13 protein-coding genes are annotated in these 16,271 nt (G+C 63.8%); 6 read left to right on the top strand and 7 right to left on the bottom strand.

Annotation, left to right across the window (positions count from 1 at the left end; genetic code table 11):
- Positions 1-136: 136 nt before the first annotated feature.
- A complete protein-coding gene (locus NKI73_RS13160) occupies positions 137-958 on the bottom strand; it encodes a tetratricopeptide repeat protein (RefSeq protein WP_352630191.1) in 822 nt (273 codons plus the stop codon).
- Between the two features lie 125 nt (positions 959-1,083).
- Here NKI73_RS13160 and NKI73_RS13155 point away from each other — a divergent pair, with 125 nt between their 5' ends.
- The 5 genes from NKI73_RS13155 to pdeM all read left to right on the top strand — a co-directional run bounded on the left by NKI73_RS13155 (position 1,084) and on the right by pdeM (position 7,084).
- Positions 1,084-2,451: a leucyl aminopeptidase family protein gene (locus NKI73_RS13155; RefSeq protein ID WP_352630190.1), complete on the top strand. Its 1,368-nt coding sequence runs from the start codon at positions 1,084-1,086 to the stop codon at positions 2,449-2,451.
- A 69-nt stretch (positions 2,452-2,520) separates the two neighbouring features.
- Positions 2,521-2,871, top strand: coding sequence for a MarR family winged helix-turn-helix transcriptional regulator (locus tag NKI73_RS13150; RefSeq protein WP_056588405.1), 351 nt, complete (start codon positions 2,521-2,523; stop codon positions 2,869-2,871).
- A gap of 16 nt (positions 2,872-2,887) precedes the next feature.
- Positions 2,888-3,748, top strand: a complete 861-nt coding sequence (locus NKI73_RS13145; RefSeq protein ID WP_352630188.1) for a C40 family peptidase — start codon at positions 2,888-2,890, stop codon at positions 3,746-3,748.
- Positions 3,749-3,816: 68 nt separating this feature from the next.
- Positions 3,817-6,354, top strand: coding sequence for a ligase-associated DNA damage response DEXH box helicase (locus NKI73_RS13140; protein ID WP_352630186.1), 2,538 nt, complete (start codon positions 3,817-3,819; stop codon positions 6,352-6,354).
- A 13-nt stretch (positions 6,355-6,367) separates the two neighbouring features.
- On the top strand, positions 6,368-7,084 hold the full coding sequence (gene pdeM, locus NKI73_RS13135) for a ligase-associated DNA damage response endonuclease PdeM (protein ID WP_352630184.1): 717 nt from the start codon (positions 6,368-6,370) through the stop codon (positions 7,082-7,084).
- A gap of 7 nt (positions 7,085-7,091) precedes the next feature.
- On the opposite strand, the gene NKI73_RS13130 is transcribed toward pdeM, so the two are convergent.
- From NKI73_RS13130 to NKI73_RS13120, 3 genes are read right to left on the bottom strand one after another with little or no spacing between them, the layout of a single operon-like run.
- Positions 7,092-8,027 carry a dimethyl sulfoxide reductase anchor subunit family protein gene (locus tag NKI73_RS13130; protein ID WP_352630182.1) on the bottom strand — a complete coding sequence of 312 codons (936 nt, stop codon included), beginning with the start codon at positions 8,025-8,027 and terminating at the stop codon, positions 7,092-7,094.
- Positions 8,028-8,029: 2 nt separating this feature from the next.
- Positions 8,030-8,764 (bottom strand): 4Fe-4S dicluster domain-containing protein, encoded by a 735-nt coding sequence (locus NKI73_RS13125; RefSeq protein ID WP_352630180.1) that lies wholly within the window; start codon positions 8,762-8,764, stop codon positions 8,030-8,032.
- Positions 8,761-11,691, bottom strand: a complete 2,931-nt coding sequence (locus NKI73_RS13120; protein WP_352630178.1) for a molybdopterin oxidoreductase family protein — start codon at positions 11,689-11,691, stop codon at positions 8,761-8,763. Before NKI73_RS13120 ends, NKI73_RS13125 begins: the two co-directional genes overlap by 4 nt.
- 278 nt (positions 11,692-11,969) lie before the next feature.
- Here NKI73_RS13120 and NKI73_RS13115 point away from each other — a divergent pair, with 278 nt between their 5' ends.
- On the top strand, positions 11,970-12,878 hold the full coding sequence (locus tag NKI73_RS13115) for a LysR substrate-binding domain-containing protein (RefSeq protein WP_352630176.1): 909 nt from the start codon (positions 11,970-11,972) through the stop codon (positions 12,876-12,878).
- A gap of 10 nt (positions 12,879-12,888) precedes the next feature.
- On the opposite strand, the gene NKI73_RS13110 is transcribed toward NKI73_RS13115, so the two are convergent.
- From NKI73_RS13110 to NKI73_RS13100, 3 genes are all read right to left on the bottom strand, one after another.
- Entirely contained in the window at positions 12,889-14,145 is a 1,257-nt protein-coding gene (locus NKI73_RS13110; protein ID WP_352630174.1) for an Hsp70 family protein, read from the bottom strand.
- A gap of 271 nt (positions 14,146-14,416) precedes the next feature.
- Entirely contained in the window at positions 14,417-15,208 is a 792-nt protein-coding gene (locus NKI73_RS13105; protein WP_352630172.1) for a TIGR02186 family protein, read from the bottom strand.
- Entirely contained in the window at positions 15,208-16,131 is a 924-nt protein-coding gene (locus NKI73_RS13100) for a sulfite exporter TauE/SafE family protein (RefSeq protein ID WP_352630170.1), read from the bottom strand. Before NKI73_RS13100 ends, NKI73_RS13105 begins: the two co-directional genes overlap by 1 nt.
- Between the last annotated feature and the right edge of the window lie 140 nt (positions 16,132-16,271).

Raw genomic sequence — 16,271 nt, 5'->3', positions numbered from 1 at the left:
TTATATGTACCAGATACTTTTCCAGGCGGAACTCGCTGCCGCCTTTTTCGGCTATCTATATATGGTCTACTTATTAATCGTCGCGGTGTCCCATGCGCCCCCGCTTCTTCATTCAAGGTCTTTGCAGATTGTCGCCTCAGTTGGTCGCGGGCTTTGACTTGTCCTGATCCTTGAGCTGGCTCCAGGCATTCTGCTGGGCCAGCATCTGGCGCAGATAGGCGACATTGGCCTGCGCCTGTTCGGGCGAGAGTTCCTGCGAAGCGATCTTTTCGGCTTCGTCGAAACGGCCCTGCAGCCCGACGACCAGCGCCAGGTTCTGGCGGACCCGGCTGTCCGCGTTGGGCTGCTGCGCGGCCGAGCGCATATAGGTTTCGGCGGTGCGCAGGTCCCCTTCCAGCACATAGGACATGCCAAGATTGGAGAGCACCGAAGGCTCGTTCGGCTTGAGTTCGAGCGCCTTGCGATAGAGCTGGCGCGCATCGGCCTTCTGGCCGATCTGGTCGAGAATGGCCGCTTCGGCCGACACTAGCCTCCAGTCGGGATATTCCGGCGTCTGAGCGCGGCGCACGGCGTCGAGTGCCGGCTCGAATTGGCCATTGGCCGCCAGTGCCTTGCCGTAGGAGGCAAGCACGTCACGATCCTTCGGCAGAGCGATCGCCAGTTTGCGCATCACGGCGAGCGATTGGTCGGCGTCGCCATCCATCTGCAATGCCGCCGCATAATTTGTCGCTATCCGCTTGTCGTTGGGGTTCCTGGCATAGGATTGGCCAAGTGCGCCGGTGGCATTGTGCAGTTCTCCGGCCGACATGGTTTCCAGAGGTTTGCCGCCGCTGCGTCCGATAGAGCCGGTGGAGAGCTTGTCGGTTCCGCAACCGGCAACGCCCGCCGCGAGCGCCAGCACAAGGGCCGTGGTGATGAGCCGTTTTCCCCTGGCGTTGATCCTGCGGTTAGTCGGCATCGGCCCCGGGCCTCCATTCATGCGCGGCCATTGCGTGGCCGTCTTCCCTCCCGCAGAAATATTCTGTTAACCCTAACGGACAGTTAAGAACGGCGACTCGGGGGCCGCCGCATGGAGAACATCGAATGCCTGTCGAACTGGTCGAGAAGAAACTGCCGGGCGCACTGCCGGTTCATCTGGTCGCCAGGGACGGCCTGGACGCAGCCGGTCTTGCGCCAGCCGCTGTCGCCTGGGCCAGAGCCAACGGCTTTTCCGGCGAGGCAGGCAGGACGCTGGTCGTGCCTGGCGAAAACGGAGCACTCGGCGGCGCCTTGTTCGGTATCGGCGATGGCGAAGGCGCGCTCGCCCTCGGCGCGTTGTCGAAAGCCCTGCCTGAAGGCGACTGGCATTTCGCCTCGGCGCCGGCCGAGCCGGAACTCGCGGCAATCGCGCTGATGCTCGGCGGCTATGTCTTCACCCGCTATGGCAGGAAACCCGGCAAGGCGCTGCGCTTCGGCCTGCCTGCCGGCGTCGATGCGGGGCGCGTTCGCCGCATCGCCGATGGCGTTTTCCTGACACGCGATCTGGTCAACACGCCGACCAGCGACATGGGGCCGGAGGACTTGGAGAAGGCGGTCCGGACCTTGGCCGGCAGGCACAAGGCCGAAGTCTCGGTGGTCAAGGGTGACGATCTCCTGGAGCAGAACTTCCCGATGATCCATGCCGTCGGCCGTGCGTCGGCCGGTGCGCCACGCCTGATCGACATGCGATGGGGGCAGCAAGGCGCACCGAAGGTGACGCTGGTCGGCAAGGGTGTCTGTTTCGACACTGGCGGTCTCGACATCAAGCCGTCGTCCGGCATGCTGTTGATGAAGAAGGACATGGGCGGTGCCGCCAATGTTCTTGGTCTGGCCTCGATGATCATGGCCGCCGGGCTGAATTTGCGGCTGCGCGTGCTCATTCCCGCGGTCGAGAATTCGATTGCCGGCAACGCCTTCCGACCCGGCGACGTGCTAGAGAGCCGCAAGGGCATGTCCGTCGAGATCGGCAACACGGACGCCGAAGGACGGCTGGTGCTGGCCGATGCCCTGGCGCTGGCCGATGACGAGGAGCCGCAGCTTCTGGTCGACATGGCGACGCTGACAGGGGCTGCCCGCGTCGCGCTAGGCCCCGATCTTCCGCCATTCTATACCGGCGACGAAGCGCTGGCATCCGACCTCGCGGCGGCTTCCGTTGCGGCCGAGGATCCGCTGTGGCGCATGCCGTTATGGCGGCCTTACGATGCAAAATTGTCGTCGAAGATCGCCGACATCAACAACGTCACCACGGACGGTTTCGCCGGCTCGATCACGGCGGCGCTGTTCCTGAAGCGCTTTGTCGAAAAGACCGTTGGCTGGGCGCATTTCGATATCTTCGCCTGGAATCCCGCCGACCGCCCGCATGGCCCCGCAGGCGGCGAGGCGCAAGGCATCCGCGCTCTGGAGCGGATCATCTCGAAACGTTACGGGGGATAGCTCCAAGCAGAGCCGGCAAATCGCCGCAACTGAAACGGAACCGAAACAATTTGCCGTCATGCTGCTCGGATGTCGATTGCGATGCGCCCGAGCCAGGCCTTGCGACTGTGGCAGCAAGTGATGCTGTCGCAGGTGCGCGACGACGCGCCCGATCTGACGATGCGCCAGACCGCGATCCTATTCACCATCTATCTCGATCCGCCGCCGCACACCGTGCGCGGGCTTGCCGCCCGGCTCAATGTCACAAAGCCGGTGATCACCCGCGCGCTCGACACGATGGGCGCGCTGAAGCTGGTGTCGCGCCATCGCGATGAACTCGACAAGCGCAATGTGCTGATCAGGCGCACGGTCGAGGGTGCGCTCTTTGTCGAGCGCTTCGGCGATGGTATCATCGCCAAGGCTCACGAGTTACCCATCTAATTTCAGAGTTGCCGATTTGACTGCCAGGGATGCCCGCCTTCACGCTTTCCGTTCCGACCTTGCCGATGCACGGCTGAAGGGCGAGGTCGCGGCCGACCGCTTCGTTGCCGGTCGGCCGGCGCGGGTCACCGTGTCCGTGGCCGACATCCGCAAGGCGCCGCGGCCGGATGCCGGCGTCAACACGCAAGCCCTGTTTGGCGACGATGTCCTCGTCTTCGAGGTCTCTGAGGGCTGGGCCTGGGTCCAGGCCGAACGCGACGGCTATGTCGGCTATGTCGCCGACACCATGCTGGGCGGGCGGGACCATGCGCCTACTCACATCATCTCGGCACCACGCACTTTTCTTTATCCTGGACCCGATCTGCGCTTTCCGATCGCAGGACAATTGTCGATGGGGTCGACGGTGGCGGTGACGGGCGCCGCCCAGACCCGCGGCACGCACTATGCCGTCCTGCCCTCCGGCGAGGCGATCATCGCAGGCCATCTGCGGCCTCTCGGTGATGTGGCCGCCGATTATGTTTCGGTGGCTGAGATGTTTCTCGGCACACCCTATCTCTGGGGCGGCGCTTCCGGCTTCGGCATCGACTGTTCGGGCCTGGTGCAACTGGCGATGCGCATGGCCGGCAGGAACGTGCTGCGCGATTCCGACATGCAGGCGGCGGCGCTCGGCAAGTCGCTGGAGCCGGGACCTGATTTCTCGGGACTGCGGCGCGGCGATCTGGTGTTCTGGAAGGGCCATGTCGCCGTCATGACCGACGCCGACACGATGATCCACGCCAACGGCCACACCATGCTGGTGTCGCGCGAAGGGCTGAAGGACGCCGTTGCCCGCATCGGCTACCTCTATGGCGGCCCGACGGGGTTTCGGCGGCCGTAGGGAAAGAACGATCCCCTTTTGTTCCGATTCTTCTTGGCGATTGACTGCGGTCGCGCTACCTCTGGCGGGTGACAGAGCAGCCGCGCCTTGCCGAACAGAATGCCACAGTGGCCCTGCCCGAACCATTCATCCGATGGTTTGGTGAAAAGGGCTGGTCGTCGCGCGCCCATCAGATTGAACTTCTGGCGAAAGCCCAGGCCGGACAGTCGGTCCTGCTGATCGCGCCGACCGGCGCCGGCAAGACACTGGCCGGGTTCCTGCCCTCGCTGACCGAATTGGCCAACCGGCCAAGGCGAAAGCCGGGCCAGGCGCATCGCGGCATCCACACGCTCTACATCTCGCCGCTGAAGGCGCTGGCCGTCGATATCGAACGCAATCTCGGCAAGCCGGTGGAGGAGATCGGCCTGCCTGTCAGCATCGAGACGCGCACCGGCGACACCCCCGCCCACAAGCGCCAGCGGCAGAAGCTGGTGCCGCCCGACATCCTGTTGACCACGCCCGAGCAGTTGGCGCTGCTGATCGCGGCGCCCGACGCCCGACGCTTCTTCGAGGATCTGCGCTATGTCGTGCTCGACGAGTTGCATTCGCTGGTGACGTCGAAGCGCGGGCATCTGCTGGCGTTAGGACTGGCGCGGCTGCGCAGCTACGTGCCTGGCCTGCAGACGATCGGTTTGTCGGCAACGGTCGCCGAGCCCGACGAACTGCGGCGCTGGCTGGTCGGCCAGAATCCGCCAGGCGCCCAGAATCTGCCAGGCCCGATGGCCGGCCTGATCACCGTGGCCGGTGGGGCCAAGCCCGACATCTCCATTCTCGACTCGGAACAGCATGTGCCGTGGTCTGGCCATTCGGCCCGCTACGCCATTCCTGAAATCTATGAGGCGATCAAGCGGCACCGCACAACGATCCTGTTCGTCAACACACGCAGCCAGGCGGAACTCCTGTTCCAGGAACTGTGGCGGGCAAATGAGGACTCGCTGCCGATTGCCTTGCATCACGGCTCGCTCGATGTCGGCCAGCGTCGGCGCGTCGAGAAGGCAATGGGCGAGAATGCGCTGCGCGCCATCGTCGCGACGTCGACGCTGGATCTCGGCATCGACTGGGGCGATGTCGATCTTGTCGTGCATGTCGGTGCGCCGAAGGGTGCGAGCCGGCTGGCGCAGCGCATCGGCCGCGCCAACCACCGCATGGATGAACCGTCCAAGGCGATCCTCATCCCGGCCAACCGTTTCGAGGTGCTGGAATGCCGGGCCGCCCTCGACGCCAATTATCTTGGCGCACAGGACACGCCGCCGCTGATCACCGGCGCGCTCGACGTGCTGTCACAGCATGTGCTGGGCGTCGCCTGCGGTGCGCCCTTCGATGCCGATCTGCTGTTCGAAGAGGTGCGCAGTGCCGCGCCCTATGCCGGGCTGGCGCGTGAGACCTTCGACCGCGTCGTCGATTTCGTCGCCACCGGCGGCTACGCGCTGAAGAATTACGAGCGCTACGCCCGCATTCGAAAGACGGTCGACGGGCTGTGGCGGGTCTCGCATCCGCGCATCGCGCAGCAATACCGGCTCAATGTCGGCACCATCGTCGAAATGCCGGAGCTCAATGTCCGCTATGTCCGGCAGGGCCGCGGCATGGCGGGGCGCGGCGGGCCGGTGCTGGGCAAGGTCGAGGAGTATTTCGCCGAGACGCTGCGGCCCGGTGACAACTTCCTGTTCGCCGGCAAGGTGCTGCGCTTCGAGGGTATCCGCGAGAACGAATGCGTCGTGTCCAACGGCGCCGGCGCCAACATCATCGTGCCGTCCTATGCCGGCGGCAAGTTTCCGCTGTCGACCTATCTGGCTGATCAGGTGCGCGGCATGCTGGCCGACAGCGACCGCTGGCAGGCGCTGCCCGAACAGGTCGCCGACTGGCTGCGGTTGCAGAAGGAAAAGTCGGTGCTGCCGAAGCGCGGCGACCTTCTGGTCGAGACCTTTCCACGCGGCAACCGCCACTACATGGTTGCCTATCCCTTCGAGGGCAGGCTGGCGCACCAGACGCTCGGCATGCTTTTGACGCGGCGGCTGGAGCGGGCCAACGCCCGCCCACTCGGCTTCGTCGCCACCGACTATTCGCTGGCCGTCTGGGCGCTGGACGACATGGCGGCACTGTTCAAGGCGAAGAAGCCGTCATTGGCCGCCTTGTTCGACGAGGATATGCTGGGCGACGATCTCGAGGCCTGGCTGAACGACAGCTGGATGCTGAAACGGACGTTTCGTACCTGCGCTGTCATCGCCGGGTTGATCGAGAAACGCTTTCCTGGCCAGGAGAAGAGCGGCCGCCAGGTGACGGTGTCGGCGGACCTCATCTATGACGTGCTGCGCAGCCACGAACCGGACCATATCCTCCTGCAGGCAACGCGCACCGATGCGGCGGCCGGACTGCTCGATGTCAGCAGACTTGCCGAGATGCTCTCGCGCGTGCGTGGTCGAATCATGCATAAGCATCTCGACCAGATTTCACCGCTGGCGGTGCCGATCATGCTGGAGATTGGCAAGGAATCGGTGAATGGAGGCGCCAATGAGTCCTTGCTCATGGAAGCCGCCGATCTGGTCGAGGAGGCCATGGGCCAAAGATGAGTCTGATTTCGAGATGAACTTTTCGCTGGCGCACGCATCGCTGATCGCCGAGGCCGATCTTGTCGGCATCGCCGGCGAGCGCGCCGTTTGCGACCCGCGCGGCGTGCTCTATTTTCCGGATCTGCGGCTTCTGGCGGTGTCCGACCTGCATCTGGAAAAGGGGTCGTCGCTGGCAAGGCGCGGCGCATTGATCCCGCCCTATGACACCGGCGCGACCTTGCTGAGACTGCAGGCGGTGATATCAGACTACCAGCCGTCGATCGTCATCAGCCTGGGCGACAGTTTTCATGATGGCGGCGGTGCCGAACGCATGCATCCGAGCTTCCGTGAACGGCTGGAGGCGCTGATGGCAGGCCGCGACTGGTTCTGGGTTGCCGGCAATCACGATCCGGAAGCGCCGGCCGACTTGCCTGGCGAGACGGTGCGGGAACTCGCCATCGGCTCGCTGCTGTTCCGGCACGAGCCGTCGAAGGTACGCGTCGAAGGCGAAATAGCGGGCCATCTGCATCCGTGCGCCCGCATCGTGCAGCGCGGCCGTTCGGTGCGGCGACGCTGCTTTGCCGGCGATGGCGGCCGCATGATCATGCCGGCTTTCGGCGCCTATACCGGCTCGCTCAACGTGCTCGACAGCGCCTATGCCGGGCTGTTCCGCCTGGAAACGCTGATGGCCTATATGCTTGGCGCGGACCGCATTTTTGCCATCTCCCGCTCGATGCTCAGGCCCGGCTGAAACAGTCCTACCTGCCGTAATAGAGCATGACGGTGTGCTTCGCCTCGGCGAAGAACAGCCATCTTTCGACCAGCATGCCGGCGAACTGTGCGATGGCCGCGAGCACCGACAGCAACGCTGCGAGCGGCCAGGACAGGGCGAACACAATGGCGAGCAGCAGGAGGGGCAAGGCGAAGGCCAGACCCTGTGCGATCTGGCGCAGCCGCGCGCTGTGTTTGCGTGCGATGCGAAAGCCCATTTCCTTGAGCAGGTAGTTTTCCTCGGTGTGCGGCCATTCTACCGACCGCACCGTGCCGCCGGCCAGCCCCGTCGCGGTGTTGGCATTGGTTGCGATCTCCAGCCGGTCATTGTAGCGCCAGGTCGCCAGCTTCCAGCCCCAGCCGAGCACGGTCAGAAGCACGGAAGCCACCAGGATCGTTTTCGAGCCGAGAGAAAATCCCTGTAGCAGCGCGTTCAGCAGCACACTGCCGGTCATCGCCGAGAAGATGAGATAGGCCGGTAGAGTGTGGCGGCTGTGCCACTGGGCGATCGGCTTCAGCGACGCATAGATCATGCCCGTGGTGCAGACGGTGATGATCGCGCCGCAGGCGGCCAGCAGTCCAGCAATGGCCACCCAGCCACTGGTGCGGCCAAAAAATACCCAACCGATGCCGAACAGCCCCGCCGGGATGAAGGTGATGACCGAGGCGACGCCTTCGCGCGACAGCCATGAACTGCGCCACTGCGAGAATGCCCGCCAGGCGCGTTCGGGTCTGCCGAGGTGGCCGGTCGACGATAACAGGCCGGCCGCGATCAGGCCGAGTGCCAGCCCAAGGCCGATGAAGCCCAGCCAGAAATCGGGAGGGATGATCTGGAATCCTCCGAGCACGCCCAGTAGTGCGAGCAGCCCATAGCCGGCGCCCGTGGCGGTGGTGAAGAAGACGACGGAGAAGGCTGGATGCATGGCTAGTTCGAAAGCATGCGGTCGACCCAGCCGAGGAAACCGCCTTCGGCCCGCACCGATTCAAGGGCCGGCGCGGCCACCGAAGCGGCACGCGTGGTATGAGCGCGCGGCGGCAGGTATTTGTTGGTCGGGCGATAGCCGAGCTCCGGCATCAGGTCGACGCCGCCGCGCTCCGCCACCAGTTGCGAGACAGCCGACAGCGGATCGCCGAGATCGCCGAAATGCCTGGCGCTGGTCGGGCAAGCGGCGACGCAGGCCGGTACGCGGTCTTCCTCTGCCAGATTGTCATTGTAGATGCGGTCGACGCACAGCGTGCACTTCTTCATGACGCCGACATCGGTGTCGAATTCGCGTGCGCCGTAAGGACAGGCCCAGCTGCACAATTTGCAGCCGATGCACTTGTCCTCGTCGATCAGCACGATGCCGTCCGAAGCCCGTTTGTAGGAGGCGCCGGTCGGGCAGACGGTGACACAAGCCGGCGTCTCGCAATGCAGGCAGGAGCGGGGAAAATTGACGGTGCGCCCGCCCATCTCGGTGGTGTGTTCGTAGCTGTGCACGCGGTTGAACCAGACGCCGTCGACATGGCCGCCATAAGGGTCGATGTCGGTCAGCGGCGCCATGTGGCCGCCGGTGTTCCATTCCTTGCAGGCGGTGACGCAGGCCTGGCAGCCGACGCAGGTGTCGAGATCGATGACCAGACCGAGCTTCTTGCCGCTTTGACTTGGCAGACAGGTCATTCGGCCGCCTCTCTTGCCCTGCGGAATTCAGCGCCGAAAGTCAGCTTGTGGGGCGAGGGTTCGAAATGCGGCGGCTGCTGGAAACGCTCGAACTGCGGCTCGGTAAAGCCGGCTTCCTCGGCCGCGCATTTGACGATGCGCACGCGCAGATCGAACCATGCCGCCTGGCCGGTGACCGGATCGGAGTTTGAATAGCGTTTGCCCTGAGCGTCGGCCGAGGCCTGGTCGCCGATGATATGGTTGAGAAGGAAGCCACGGTTGGATTCAGCCGCGTCGTCCTTCAGCCCCCAGCTGCCGCGCCGCTTGCCGATGGCGTTCCAGGTCCAGATCGTGCTTTCGTTCACCCCGTCGATCAGTTTGATCTGCCCCTTAACCCTGCCATTGATGCTTTCGATCCACACCCAGTCGTCATCGACAAGACCGAGGCCAGCCGCCGTCCGGTGATGCACGAACAGCCGGTTCTGGCTGGTGATCTGCCGCAGCCAAGCATTCTGCGATCCCCACGAATGGTACATGTGCATCGGCCGCTGCGTCAGCGCGTGCAGCGGATATTTTTCAAGGTCGACGACCGCTTCCTCGAAGGGCATGTACCAGAAGGGCAGCGGGTCCATGTAGGTCTCGATGCGCTGGCGATCACCCTTTGGCGGCAATACGGAGCCATGGCCACGCGCGGCAAGACGGAAGCGTTGCATCGGCTCGCAATAGAGCTGGAAGACGATTGGCTCCGCCTTGGGAATGAAGCCCATCTGCTCCGCGAAGTGGAGGTAGGAGCGGTTGGCCATCTTGTAGTAGCGCTGGTCGTCAGCGAAGTCCTGGTGCCAGAAGCCGCCATTGTCGATGTAGCGTTGCAACTGGTCCGGGTTGGCTTCGCCCCTGCCGGTCGATGTCCCGCCCTTGCCACGCCAGCCGGCGAGCGGCCCGATACCGGGCGTGCGCTCATGATTGACGATGTAGTCGGCATAGTCGCGGTACTTGGCCGTGCCGTCGTTCTCGACGAAGCCGGGTAGGCCGAGCCGCGCGCCGAGTTCGATCAGCACCGACTGGAACGGCCGGACATCGCGATCCGGCTCGACGACGGGATGGCGGATGGCGTCGCCCGGTCCGTCGGCATGGCTGATCGGCCGGTCGAGCAGACTGATGCAGTCATGCCGCTCGAGATAGGTCGTATCCGGCAGCACGAGGTCGGCGAACGGCACGGTCTCGGAATAATAGGCGTCGGAATAGATGATGAAGGGGATCTTGTAGTTGCCAGCGTCATCATGGTCGGTCAGCATGGCAATGGTCTCGACGGTGTTCATCGAGGAATTCCACGCCATGTTCGACATATACATCATCAGCGTGTCGATCCTGTAGGGATCGCCGGCCCAGGCGTTGCGGATGACGGTATGCATCAGGCCATGCGCCGCCAGCGGCGCGTCCCAGGAATAGGCCTTGTCGATACGAACGGGCGTACCGGCCCCATCGACCAGCAGGTCGTCCGGCCCGCAGACGAAACCGAGCGGCATGCCATCAAGCGGCGTCATCGGCTTGACGATCTTGCCCGCCGGTTTCGGCCCCGGCGGCGCGGATCGGGGGTAGGGCGGCTTGAAGCGGAAGCCGCCGGGGACATCCACTGTGCCCAGCAGCACTTGAAGCAAATGGATGGCGCGGCATGTATGAAAACCGTTCGAGTGAGCGGAGATACCGCGCATGGCGTGCATCGAGACAGGCCGCCCCTTGATCGTCTCGTGCCGGCGCCCGGCCCAGTCGGTCCAGGCGATCGGCAGTTCGATCGTCTGTTCGAAGGCGACATGCGCGAGTTCGGCGGCGATCCTGCGGATCGTATCGGCTGCAATGCCGCAGCGCTCGGCGACCGCATCCGGTGCATAGTTCTCATCGAGGTAGCGGTCGGCGATCAACTGGAACACCGGAACGCAGGGGCGCCCGTCGATCGTGAAGCTGCCGGTCAGTGCCGGTTTCGCACCGGCATCGGTGGCGCTGACCGGTCTTTTGGCCACTCTGTCCCAGGCCAGTGGATTGCCGTCGGCATCGCGCAGGAACAACCCGTCATCGGCGGCACCTAGCTCCTGCACGACGAGGACATGGGCATTGGTGTAGCGCAGCAAATACTCGAGATCGACGCGGCCGGCTTTCAGCAATTCGTGGATGAGGGCGAACACGAACAGGCCGTCGGTGCCGGGCCGGATACCGATCCAGTCGTCGGCAATCGCATTGTAACCAGTGCGGCACGGATTGATCGACACCACCTTGGCGCCACGTGCCTTGAGCTTGCCGAGGCCGATCTTGATCGGGTTGGAATCATGATCCTCGGCGACCCCGAACAACATGAAGTACTTGGTGTTGTCCCAATCGGGCTCGCCGAACTCCCAGAACGAGCCGCCGATCGTGTAGAGGCCGCCCGCCGCCATGTTGACCGAACAGAAGCCGCCATGGGCGGCGAAATTCGGCGTGCCGAACTGGCTCGCCCACCAGCCGGTCAAGGATTGGGATTGATCGCGGCCGGTGAAGAAGGCCAGTTTCTTGGGGTCGGTCCGGCGGATGTTGGAAAGTCGCCCCGTCGCGATCGAGAACGCCTCTTCCCACTCGATCTCGCGGAACTCGCCCGAGCCGCGCGGGCCGGTGCGCAGCAATGGCTTCTTCAGCCTTGCCGGGCTGTAGTGCTGCATGATGCCGGCGCTGCCCTTGCCGCAGATCACGCCGCGATTGACCGGATGGTCCTTGTTGCCGTTGATGTAGCGGACCTTGCCATCCTTGATGTGCACGTCGATGCCGCAGCGGCAGGCACACATGTAGCAGGTCGTCTTGGCAATGCTGTCGGAAACGTCAGGCGAGGTGTCGACGCCATCGCCTTCATCCGGTGCGCGCGTGTCGGCAAGCGGGCGTTGCGATGGTGCCGAATTCACGCCGCGCGGCGGTCCCTGCTTCATGATCCCAGGGTATCCGCGCGGCTTGCGGATTTGGCTCGTGTTTTTGGTCCGGGGCCGCGCATGTAGTGCTCTTCCGGGTGATAGCGATCGCCGGCCAGCCGCCGCCTTATGCCGCGGGTCCAATGCGCAAGCAGGGATCTGAACCGCCCGATCATCCTGCTCTCTGCGATCTCTCGGCGAATTTTTTCTAACTTCTCCCGAAAACTTAGAATAAAGATATCGATCCGTCTAATCAGTTGTTCTTGTAGATTCGATCGATATTGGTTCTTAATGCGCCCATGACCCTGGACCAGTTGCGGATTTTTGTCGCCGTCGCCGAGCGCGGCCATATGACCAAGGCGGCGGAACTGCTGGGCATTTCGCAGTCGGCCGCATCGGCGGCCATCCGGGCGCTTGAAGAACAGCACGGCGTCCATCTGTTCAACCGCGTCGGCCGCAACATAGAGCTTGCTCAGACCGGACACCGGTTCCTGCCCGAAGCCAAGGCAGTGCTCGAACGGGCGGCTGCCGCGCGCAATGTGCTGGAGCATGTCTCGCAGACGGTCACCGGCAGCCTCTCGATCGCCGCCAGCCAGACCATCGCCAGCTACTGGCTGCCGCGCCGGCTGGCTTCCTTCCACGAAGCCTATCCCGCCGTCAGGCTGAGCGTCACAATCGGCAACACCAGGCAGGTCGAGGCCAATGTCCTTGATGGCGCGGCCGACCTCGGCCTGGTCGAGGGGCGCACCGAGTCCGACATATTGCGCCGCGCCAAGGTCGACGTCGACAGGCTCATGCTGGTCGTTGCCAGCTCGCATCCGGAGATCGCCGAAGCTACGCCCGGCCACCCCGACATCAAGGGCCTGCGCTGGATCATCCGCGAGGGCGGTTCGGGCACGCGCGAAGTGCTGGAGGATCTGGCGCGTCGCGAAGGAATTTCGCTTGCCGATTTACAGATATTCCTGGTGCTGCCGAGCAACGAAGCTATCCGCCAGGCGGTCGAGGCGGGAGCCGGCGCTACCATTATCTCGGAGCTTGTCGTGGCCCGCGCCGTGGCCGAAGGCAGTCTCAGGTCAGTGCCGCTCGACTTGCCGAAACGCGACTTCGCCATGATCACCCATCGCGATCGCCAGGCAAGTCTGGCCCAGATGGCGCTCAAGGCGCATCTCCGCGCCGGCGTCGACGAAACGGTGCCTGCCCGCTCGTGAGTGGGCAGCGTCAGGCGAACTTCCGTTGGGCATCCAGCGCCAGGCCAAGTCCGACCGAGCCGAACATGTCGCCCTCGATGACGGATGCCTGCGGCACCAGCGACAGGATCTCTCGCCTTGCCAGCGGGATCGCGGTCGATCCGCCGGTCAGGAACACCGCGGTGATGTCGGACGGCCTGACCTGGGCGTCCCGGATGGTCTGCCCCACCGTTGCGGTGACCCGCTCGATATCCCCAGCGATCGTGGCGTCCAGCCCGTTACGCATCATCTCAGCGGCGAACTCCGCGCCCGGCAGCTTCACCGCCACCTCTGCGGACGATCTGTCGGTCAGCTCTATCTTGGCCTTCTCGACAAGGGCTGCCAGCGCGTGTCCGTAGCGGTGTTCGACGATGTGGATGAAACGGTCGACCAGGTCGGCGCGCTCGGCCTCGTAGCGGATCTGGCGCAGATGGGTCATCGCCTTGGCGGTGTAGACCAGGTTGATGCGCTGCCATGTCGCGAGGTCGATGAAGTAGCTGGCCGGTAGATTGCGCTTGCCGTCCTTGGTTGGAGAGAGATAACCGAGCTGCGGCATCACATGGGCGATGCTCAGCAGCCGGTCGAAATCCGTGCCGCCAATATGGATGCCCCGGCTGGCCAGGATGTCGTCCTTGCGGTCGAGCGAACGGGAGCGCTGCGGTGAAACGCGCACGATCGAGAAGTCCGACGTGCCGCCGCCCATGTCGATGATCAGCGCCAGTTCCTCGCGCGTCACCTTCTGCTCGTAGTCGAGCGCCGCGGCGATCGGCTCGAACTGGAAAGCGATATGCTTGAAGCCCTGGGCGCGCGCGGCGTTTTCGAGTTCGCTTTGCGCCTTTGCGTCGGCCTCAGTATCGTCGTCGACGAACTGCACCGGCCGGCCGAGCACCACGGTTTCGACCGTGTCGCCGGCATCCACCTCCAGCTTCTTCTTGAGATGGCCGAGGAACATGGCGACGATCTCCATGAAGCCGATCGAGCGGGCCTTGATGCGGGTCTTCTCGTGGGCAAGTGAACTGCCGAGCACGCTCTTCAGGGAACGCATCAACCGGCCTTCGACGCTGTCGGTGTAGTTGGCGATGGCATGGCGGCCAAAACAGGTGCGGTTGTCCTCGAAATTGAAGAACACGGCACTGGGTAGCGTGACCTGGCCGTCTTCAAGCGCGACGAGGCGCGGCTGCCCGTTCCTGACCACACCGACGGTGGAGTTTGAAGTGCCGAAGTCGATGCCGCCGAAGGCTGGTCGCATGACAAGTTCCTGTATTTGTCTTTGGCGAGCCGATAGACGCCACGAGAAATCGCGCACTGCCCGGGGACGGACTGCTCTGCCGAACCGAATTGTTTGTGTCTGCCAGTTGGCTGGGGAGCGCGGTCTACCGCATGCTCCTGCAAAGGGAAACCACTTTTCGGGAAAAGTTCTAAAGCGCGTCGCGTTGAAACGGATTCACGCGACGCGCTTTAGGTCTTGATTCGATGCATGTCGTTCTCCCAAAACCGGCACCACTTTTGGGCGACTTGCATTAATCTCGCCGGAAGATCAGCCTTCCGAGCCAGCCGGTCAGCATGGCCAGTGAGATCGCGAAGACGCCATAGAGGAAGGAATAATTGTGCGCGACACGGAAGATCGACTGTTCGAAACCGGATTTGCGGATTTCGAGCTGGGCCGAGCTTTCCTTGATGAACAGGCCGCTCTTGAACAGGAAGGCACGTGCCTTGTGGGTGCCGACCGGAACATTCGGCGCCAGCCTGACGGTGGCGCGGAACAGATTCTGCGACAGGAATTGCACGCCGCCGACATTCTCGCTGTAAAGGCCGGTCGCCGACTTGCGTTCCCGCAACGCCGCCGTGAATTCCTCGATCGTCGCCGGGCTGTCGCCGGCATCGGCGGGCTGCATGTAGAGGTTGGAGGCGCCGAGCGACAGCTGCTTGTAACTGTTGGGTTCGGTGATGTCCTGCAGCGGCCGCGTCGTCGCCACCGAATAGGACATCGGCACGTTCTCGAAGGTCTCGGAGTCCAGATTGACCCAGACGCCGAGCACACGGTCCTTGCGGCGCACCACCACCGGTTTGGGCGGACCCTCGAGCACGACGATGACATCGTAACGGCCCTGGCGCGCGACGAGCGGATCGGGATTTTCCAGCGAACCGAAGATGGTCAGGTCGGCGCCGGAAAAGCCGGCGGTGATCGAGACATTGTCGGTGGAGAGCCCGATCTGGATGCCTTCTGTCAGCGGGACCTGTGCCTTCGCCGGTACGGCAGCTGCAAGCAGCGACAGGAAAATGGCGGTTGCGAACGTGCTCGGAGCCCTCATCAGTTGAGGCCCGCGGCGGACAGCGAATAAAGATTAGGCGGGGTGACGAAAAGACCGATGGCCAATCGTATCGCCACCGCCAGCACCAGCAGCGCCAGCAAGGCCCTGAGCTGTTCGCCACGCAGCCTCTGGCCGGCCTTGGCGCCATATTGCGCGCCGGCCACCCCGCCCGCCATCAGCAGGAAGGCCAGCACGACGTCGACCGTCTGGTTGGTGGTGGCGTGGACCAGCGTCGTATAGGCGGAGGTAAAGATGATCTGGAACAGCGAGGTACCGATGACGACATTGGTAGGCACTTTCAGGAGATAGATCAGCGCCGGCACCATGATGAAGCCGCCGCCGACGCCCATGATCGACGACAGGAAGCCGATGCCGGCGCCAAGGCCAAGCACCGGGATGACGCTGACGAACAGTTTCGAGGCCCTGAAGCGCATCTTCAGCGGCAAGCGGTGGATCCAGTTGTGCTGCCCGGATTTCTTCAGCACCGGTGCCGCACCGCTGCGCGTGGCGCGCAGCGCATTGACGCTTTCGACCAGCATCAGCCCGCCGACGGTGCCGAGCAGCACGACGTAAAGCAGCGAAATGAACAGATCGAGCTGGCCGAGCCTGCGCAGGAAGGCGAAGACATAGATGCCGCCAGTGGACCCGATGATGCCGCCGGCCAGCAACACCCCACCGAGCTTGAAGTCGAGAGTCCCTCGCTTCATGTGCGAAAGGACGCCGGAGACGGAAGAGGCGATGACCTGGTTGGCGCCCGTGGCGACCGCGATCGCGGGGGGTATGTTGTAGAAGATCAGCAGCGGCGTGATGAGGAAGCCGCCTCCGACGCCGAACATGCCCGACAGGAAACCCACCGCCGCACCCATGGCCAGCAGGACGAAGACGTTGACGGAAATTTCCGCGATCGGGAGATAGATGCCCACCCGTCAGTCTCGATCAGTTCTGCCTGTCGGCGAATGCAACCGTTGCGGGCATCTTGGACCGACAAGCCAATTCGTTCTTGCGCCGGAGGTGCTGCGAAGTCAAACCGCGCTACGCCGCCGAAACAAAAAACATCTCAATC

Origin of the sequence: Mesorhizobium sp. M0496, from assembly GCF_040321205.1 — a bacterium.
Lineage (GTDB): Bacteria > Pseudomonadota > Alphaproteobacteria > Rhizobiales > Rhizobiaceae > Mesorhizobium.
This window is presented reverse-complemented; position numbering and strand designations above follow the sequence as displayed.

What these genes read in the sequence shown, in the direction of transcription:
- NKI73_RS13160 (WP_352630191.1), bottom strand. Translation starts at nt 958, where the DNA reads ATGCCGACTAACCGCAGGATCAACGCCAGGGGAAAACGGCTCATCACC.
- NKI73_RS13155 (WP_352630190.1), top strand. Translation starts at nt 1,084, where the DNA reads ATGCCTGTCGAACTGGTCGAGAAGAAACTGCCGGGCGCACTGCCGGTT.
- NKI73_RS13150 (WP_056588405.1), top strand. Translation starts at nt 2,521, where the DNA reads ATGTCGATTGCGATGCGCCCGAGCCAGGCCTTGCGACTGTGGCAGCAA.
- pdeM (WP_352630184.1), top strand. Translation starts at nt 6,368, where the DNA reads ATGAACTTTTCGCTGGCGCACGCATCGCTGATCGCCGAGGCCGATCTT.
- NKI73_RS13130 (WP_352630182.1), bottom strand. Translation starts at nt 8,027, where the DNA reads ATGCATCCAGCCTTCTCCGTCGTCTTCTTCACCACCGCCACGGGCGCC.
- NKI73_RS13125 (WP_352630180.1), bottom strand. Translation starts at nt 8,764, where the DNA reads ATGACCTGTCTGCCAAGTCAAAGCGGCAAGAAGCTCGGTCTGGTCATC.
- NKI73_RS13120 (WP_352630178.1), bottom strand. Translation starts at nt 11,691, where the DNA reads ATGAAGCAGGGACCGCCGCGCGGCGTGAATTCGGCACCATCGCAACGC.
- NKI73_RS13115 (WP_352630176.1), top strand. Translation starts at nt 11,970, where the DNA reads ATGACCCTGGACCAGTTGCGGATTTTTGTCGCCGTCGCCGAGCGCGGC.
- NKI73_RS13110 (WP_352630174.1), bottom strand. Translation starts at nt 14,145, where the DNA reads ATGCGACCAGCCTTCGGCGGCATCGACTTCGGCACTTCAAACTCCACC.
- NKI73_RS13105 (WP_352630172.1), bottom strand. Translation starts at nt 15,208, where the DNA reads ATGAGGGCTCCGAGCACGTTCGCAACCGCCATTTTCCTGTCGCTGCTT.